Raw genomic sequence first — 6,000 nt, forward strand, 5'->3', positions numbered from 1 at the left:
CCATCGTGAGACTGTAATCCCGGATGAACCTTGGCCGAGCTTGTGTCAAACATTGACTGAGACGCTGCCAAAGGAAACCGCGCCATGCTGGACGCCATCAGCCAAGACGACCCCGAACGTTTCAGCGGCATTCGCCGCGACTACACGCCGCAGGAAGTCGAGCGGCTCTCGGGCTCCTTCCGGATCCGCCATACCCTCGCCGAAATGGGCGCCCGCCGCCTCTGGCACCTGCTCAAGACCGAGCCCTATGTCCACACCCTGGGCGCGCTGACGGGCAACCAGGCGATGCAGCAGGTCAAGGCGGGGCTCAAGGCCATCTATCTCTCCGGCTGGCAGGTCGCGGCGGACGCCAATGTCGCCGGCGAGATGTATCCCGATCAGTCGCTTTACCCAGTCAACTCGGTTCCGGTTGTCGTCCGGCGCATCAACAATGCGCTGCGCCGGGCCGATCAGATCGCGCGGCTGGAGGGTGATGAGGGCCAGCCCTGGATGGCGCCCATCATCGCCGATGCCGAGGCTGGCTTCGGCGGCCCGCTCAATGCCTTCGAGCTGATGCGCGCGATGATCGAGGCCGGTGCGGCCGGGGTCCATTTCGAGGATCAGCTCGCATCCGAGAAGAAATGCGGCCATCTCGGCGGCAAGGTACTGGTGCCGATCAGCCAGCATATCCGCACGCTGAACGCCGCCCGCCTCGCCGCCGATGTCGAGGGTGTGCCGACGGTCCTGCTCTGCCGCACCGACAGCCACGCGGCGCAGCTTCTGACCTCGGATGTGGATGAGCGTGACAGGCCGTTCCTGACCGGCGAGCGCACACCGGAGGGCTTTTTTCGCATCCGGGAAGGGCAGGGGGTCGAATACGCGATCGCCCGCAGCCTCGCCTACGCGCCCTATGCCGATCTGCTGTGGTGGGAAACCAGCGAACCCAATCTCGAAGAGGCGGCGCGCTTCGCGGAAGCCATCCACGCGCAGTTTCCGGGCAAAATGCTGGCCTATAACTGTTCGCCGAGCTTCAATTGGAAGAAGAAGCTGCCGGACGCCAAGATCGCGGACTTCCAGCGCGAAATCGGCGCCATGGGCTACAAGTTTCAATTCGTCACACTCGCCGGTTTCCATAGCCTCAACCACGGCATGTTCACCCTGGCGCGCGGCTACGCGGAGCGCGGCATGGCGGCCTATTCCGAACTCCAACAGGCGGAATTCGCCTCGGAGGCCGCCGGCTATACGGCGACGCGCCACCAGCGCGAGGTCGGCACCGGCTGGTTCGATGCCGTCGCCGTCACGGCGAGCGGCGGACGCTCCTCCACCACGGCCATGGCCGGCAGCACCGAAACCGAACAGTTCCACGACACCCCCGCCCAGGCGGCGGAATAGGAGAAGACCGATGTCCCATTTGCACGATTTCGACGACGGCCTGGTGCATGCCCATAGCTGGGTCAGCGAACCACAACCTGTCCATCATAGCCGGGGCAGGATCAGCGCGAAGATGACTACCGACGCACCGCAGGCAAGCCTCGCGAACCGCGTCGTCAGCGAGCGCCGCGACGACGAGAGTGCGGCGGCCTGACTGCATAGGGAGGGGGCTCTTCACCCTCTCTTCTCACGCCGGTAGGGGTTGATTCACGTCCCGCAATGATGGCTGATGCCGCGGCTATCGACCTGCCCCGAGACACTGGGGCGGGCCGATATGCGCTCGGCCGCTCGGGCCGCCAATTCAAGCTGGGACGTCCCGCATGTCGCTCTCAAGAACGCCGATCGCCTCACAGCGGCTGCGCCGCCATCGCCGTACCAAAATTATCGCGACGCTCGGCCCGGCCAGCTCGACCACCGAGATCATCACCCGGCTGTTCCAGACCGGCGCCGATGTGTTCCGCCTCAATTTCAGCCATGGCAGCCACGAGGACCACGCGGCCCGCATCGCCTCGATCCGCGAGATCGAGCGCCGCTTCGACCACCCGATCGGCATCCTGGCGGATGTTCAGGGCCCCAAGCTTCGCGTTGGCCGCTTTGCCGGCGGCAAGGTGCATCTCCAGACCGGCCAGACCTTCCGGCTAGACCTGGACGCGACACCCGGCGATTCCCGCCGCTGCAACCTGCCGCATCCCGAGATCATCGCCGCCGCCGCCATCAACACCAACCTGTTGCTGGATGACGGCAAGCTGCGGCTGCGCATAACCCGCAAGCGCGACGATCATCTCGAGACCGAGGTGCTGGTCGGCGGCGCGCTCTCCGACCGCAAGGGCGTCAACGTGCCGGATGTCATCCTGCCGATCCCCGCGCTGACCAAGAAGGACCGCATCGACCTCGACTTCGCGCTCGCGGCCGGGGTCGATTACATCGGCCTGTCCTTCGTGCAGCGCCCCGAGGATGTGATCGAGGCGCGCGAAATCGCCGCCGGCCGGGCCTGGATCATGGTCAAGATGGAAAAGCCCCAGGCGCTGGAAAATCTCGACGAGATCCTGCGCTTGACCGACTGCGTCATGGTCGCCCGCGGCGATCTCGGCGTGGAATTGCCGCCGGAGGAAGTGCCGCTTGCGCAGAAGCGCATCGTTCGCGCCGCCCGCCAGCTCGGCAAGCCGGTGGTGGTGGCGACGCAGATGCTGGAGAGCATGATCACCGCGCCCGCGCCGACCCGCGCCGAGGCCTCCGATGTCGCGACGGCGGTGTTCGATGGGGCGGATGCCGTCATGCTCTCGGCCGAAACAGCGGCCGGACAATTCCCTTACGAGGCCGTCAATATCATGGACCGGATCGTGGCGAGGGTGGAGCAAGACGAGGGCTGGCGCGACATCACCAACGCCTCTCGCCCGGACCCCGACCCCTATTCGGCGGATGCCATCGCCGCGGCGGCTCAACAGGTGGCGCATACCATCGGCGCCTCCGCGATTGTCGCCTTTACCGCGAGTGGCGGCACCGCGCTCCGCGTCGCGCGGGAAAGGCCGGATTGCCCCATTATCGGACTGACCCCGCGCCCCGAGACCGCGCGCCGTCTCGCCGTTGTCTGGGGGGTCCATGGCGTTGTCTCTGCGGAAATCGACTCCTTCACGGATGCCGCCGAGCAGGCCCGCGAGGCCGCGCGGCAGGAAGGCTATGCCCAGCCGGGCCAGGAGATTGTTCTCACCGCCGGCATCCCGTTCCGCCAGTCGGGCGGCACCAACCTTCTACACGTGGCAAAGGTCTGAACACGATGTCCGGGGTTGTGATTGTTACCGGTGGGAGCCGAGGCATCGGTGCCGCCATCTGCCGCATCCTGGCGGCCCGTGGTTACGCCGTCGGCGTGAACTATGCCCAGCGGGCGGAGGCGGCTGAAAGCGTCGTCGCCGAGATCCGCGCTGCCGGCGGCCGCGCCGAGGCGCTCGCCGGCGATGTCGGCGACCCCGTGGCGGTGGGCGCGTTGTTCACCGCCGCCGATCGAGTCCTTGGACCGCTGACGGCGCTCGTCAACAATGCGGGCATTACAGGTGATGTGAGCCGGGTGGATGCGCATGAGCCGGCCGCGCTGGAACGCATTTTCGCGGTCAATGTGCTCGGCACAATTCTCTGCGCGCGGGAGGCTGTGCGCCGGATGTCGCGCGGTCATGGCGGCCAAGGCGGCGGTATCGTCAATATCTCATCGATCGCGGCCCGCACGGGTGGTCTTCCGGGGCTGACGGCCTATGCGGCGACCAAAGGCGCGGTGGAGAGCTTCACCAAGGGCTTCGCCAACGAGGTCGGCGGGGAGGGCATCCGCGTCAATGCCGTCGCGCCCGGCATGACGGCGACCGACATGGCGACCGAGGAAATGCGCGCGCTCGCCGCGCGGAGCGGCGTCGTCCTCGGCCGCATCGGAGAGGCCGAGGACATCGCCGAGGCGGTGGCCTGGTTGTTGTCTCCGGCGGCCTCCTATGTGACGGGCACGGTCGTCACGGTGTCGGGCGGGCGGTGACGCCTCTAGAGTTTGCTCTGAGTGTAGTAGTCGAGAGGCTTCGTGCACTCGGTACGAGGCGTCGGCGGCTGTTTTGGAACGGGTCCTTCGTACTCGAATAGATACCGTTGTCCCCAACAGTAGAAGGACCCAGGCTCGTCGTTTTCCTTAGCCCAAGGCTCATTGAAGACGGCGGGCGGCGGCATACTTCCGCCGAACTCGGGTCGCGGCGGCAAATAACTTGCTCGAGACTGAGTCTGTTGTGCTGGATGAAAGAGTCTCCCGTAAATCGGGTATCGCACAGGGACCGTTGGCGTACCGTACCTTTCACATCCAGGTTGGTCATACGTCGCGTTACCGGGCGCTTGGCCATACCTCGCTCTATAGGGCTCGTAGACAGTCAGATGATGATTGGGGGCGTAAGCTCCTAAAGCAGACGACATCCGTATTTATCCTCTTTTTGTTCTGGAGCGCTCAAGTTTGCGCCACCGCTGAGAGGATTGATGAGTTGGTTCTAACAAAGTGTTTCAATGCCCGCCCGCGTGTGTTTCTGATTTAGCCACGCGCTCAATATCCCCGCGCGAAATCCACCGGCGTGAGCAACGGCTCACCCGTCTCCATCGCCGCCAGATTGGCGAAGAAAACGTCCAGCGAACGGGGGATGTAACTCACCACATCATCCACCGCGGCATGCGGCGTCATCACCAGGTTGCGCGTGGTCCAGATGCGATCATCGACCGGCACCGGCTCCGGGTCGAAGACATCGAGCACCGCTCCGCCCAGATGGTCGCCGTCGAGCGCGTCGCACAGCGCCGTCTGCTCGATCAGCGGGCCGCGGCCGATGTTGATGAGGAAGGCGCCCCTAGGCAGCAAAGCGAGACGCCGGCGGTCGACGATGTGGCGGGTCTTGTCGGTCAGCGGGCAGGAAACAAGCAGAAACTCGGTTTCCGGCAGCACCGCGTCCAGCATCTCCACGCCAACGACGCTGCGGCAGGCGGGATGCGGCTTGGGCGTGCCGCGAATGCCGGTAACCTCCATGCCGAAATGCGCCGCCTGCTCCGCCGAGGCGCCGCCCATGGCGCCCAGCCCGAGCACCGTCAGCTTGCGGCCGCGCAGCCCTCGGAAAAACCGCTGCTCCCACCGTTTTTCCTGTTGATCCTTGATGAACCCCGGCATGCCGCTCGTCAGCATGAGCAGCGCCATGGTGACGAACTCCGCTGCTTTCTCAGTATGCGCGCCGCGATTGTTGATGAAGGGCACCGGCGGCATCTGGTCGCGCGGGAGGCTGTCGATACCCGCCGCGACAGTGAAGATGAGACGCAGCTTCGGTGCATGCTCGGGGTGAAGCAGCGGCAGGACCTCAGCGAGTGGTCCCGTTCCGGAGACGAGGACTTCGACCTCGGGCAGCACCGCCTTCAGCGCCTCCGCCGAGTTGCCGAAACTCACCGCGTGCGCGGCGCCCGCGCGTGCCGCGGCCTCGGCGAATTGCGTTTCTTTGACCGTGAAAATGGACGGCGCGGAGCCGTTGTGAACATGGATGCGCATAGGCCGAGACTGCCGCCGCCAGGTCGCGGTGGCAACCGGTAGAGCGACGCGCATCACCCGCGCATCCTGACCATTGGCGTAGTAGGCGCGCCGCCGCCCGACATCCTCGAAGCCGAGGCTCCGATAGAGCGCAAGCCCGTTGCGGTTGCCGACCGCGACCTCCAGGAACATCTGCCGCGCGCCGAGTTCGCTCGCGTTTGCCATCTGCGCCAGCAGCAGCCCGCGTGCGACGCCGCGACGGCGTGCCGATGGGATGACGGCGATCGTCAGCAACTCGGCCTCGTCCGCCGTTATCCGGACCAACGCCATGCCGCCGCGCCGGTCGAGCAGCGCGACCACGCCATGCATGCTGAGCTGGGCCTCGAAGGCACTGGCGCCCCAGACCTCGCCACCGCTGCCGTAAGGTGTGACCGCCGCAAGGCTCGCCGTATGAATCGCCGCGAGAACGGCGGCATGGCCCGCGCCGACTCGCTCGATCGTCATGAGGCGGAGCCTGGCGGCGGGCGCAACCCCCCGCGCGGCGGCAAAGCCCGTGGCGGGGCGGTATAGAGCGG

At 66.1% G+C, this 6,000-nt stretch carries 5 protein-coding genes; 4 read left to right on the plus strand and 1 reads right to left on the minus strand.

Annotated features, from left to right (window positions below; translation table 11 throughout):
• Window positions 1–84: 84 nt before the first annotated feature.
• The 4 genes from aceA to GSQ83_RS27465 all read left to right on the plus strand — a co-directional run bounded on the left by aceA (window position 85) and on the right by GSQ83_RS27465 (window position 3,922).
• Window positions 85–1,371 (plus strand): isocitrate lyase, encoded by a 1,287-nt coding sequence (aceA, locus tag GSQ83_RS27450; RefSeq protein ID WP_158806026.1) that lies wholly within the window; start codon window positions 85–87, stop codon window positions 1,369–1,371.
• Between the two features lie 10 nt (window positions 1,372–1,381).
• Entirely contained in the window at window positions 1,382–1,564 is a 183-nt protein-coding gene (locus GSQ83_RS27455; RefSeq protein WP_158806027.1) for a hypothetical protein, read from the plus strand.
• 166 nt (window positions 1,565–1,730) lie between these two features.
• Window positions 1,731–3,179: a pyruvate kinase gene (gene pyk, locus GSQ83_RS27460; RefSeq protein WP_158806028.1), complete on the plus strand. Its 1,449-nt coding sequence runs from the start codon at window positions 1,731–1,733 to the stop codon at window positions 3,177–3,179.
• Between the two features lie 5 nt (window positions 3,180–3,184).
• Window positions 3,185–3,922, plus strand: a complete 738-nt coding sequence (locus GSQ83_RS27465; RefSeq protein WP_158806029.1) for an SDR family NAD(P)-dependent oxidoreductase — start codon at window positions 3,185–3,187, stop codon at window positions 3,920–3,922.
• Window positions 3,923–4,468: 546 nt separating this feature from the next.
• Here GSQ83_RS27465 and GSQ83_RS27470 read toward each other — a convergent pair.
• Window positions 4,469–6,000: GNAT family N-acetyltransferase (locus tag GSQ83_RS27470; protein WP_216850608.1), on the minus strand; the 1,532-nt coding region annotated here is incomplete at its 5' end.

The organism is Acidisoma sp. L85 (assembly GCF_009765865.1).
Taxonomy (GTDB): domain Bacteria; phylum Pseudomonadota; class Alphaproteobacteria; order Acetobacterales; family Acetobacteraceae; genus Acidisoma.

Excerpts from the sequence above, each read along its gene's own strand:
- aceA (WP_158806026.1), top strand. The coding sequence starts at position 85 with ATGCTGGACGCCATCAGCCAAGACGACCCCGAACGTTTCAGCGGCATT.
- GSQ83_RS27455 (WP_158806027.1), top strand. The coding sequence starts at position 1,382 with ATGTCCCATTTGCACGATTTCGACGACGGCCTGGTGCATGCCCATAGC.
- pyk (WP_158806028.1), top strand. The coding sequence starts at position 1,731 with ATGTCGCTCTCAAGAACGCCGATCGCCTCACAGCGGCTGCGCCGCCAT.
- GSQ83_RS27465 (WP_158806029.1), top strand. The coding sequence starts at position 3,185 with ATGTCCGGGGTTGTGATTGTTACCGGTGGGAGCCGAGGCATCGGTGCC.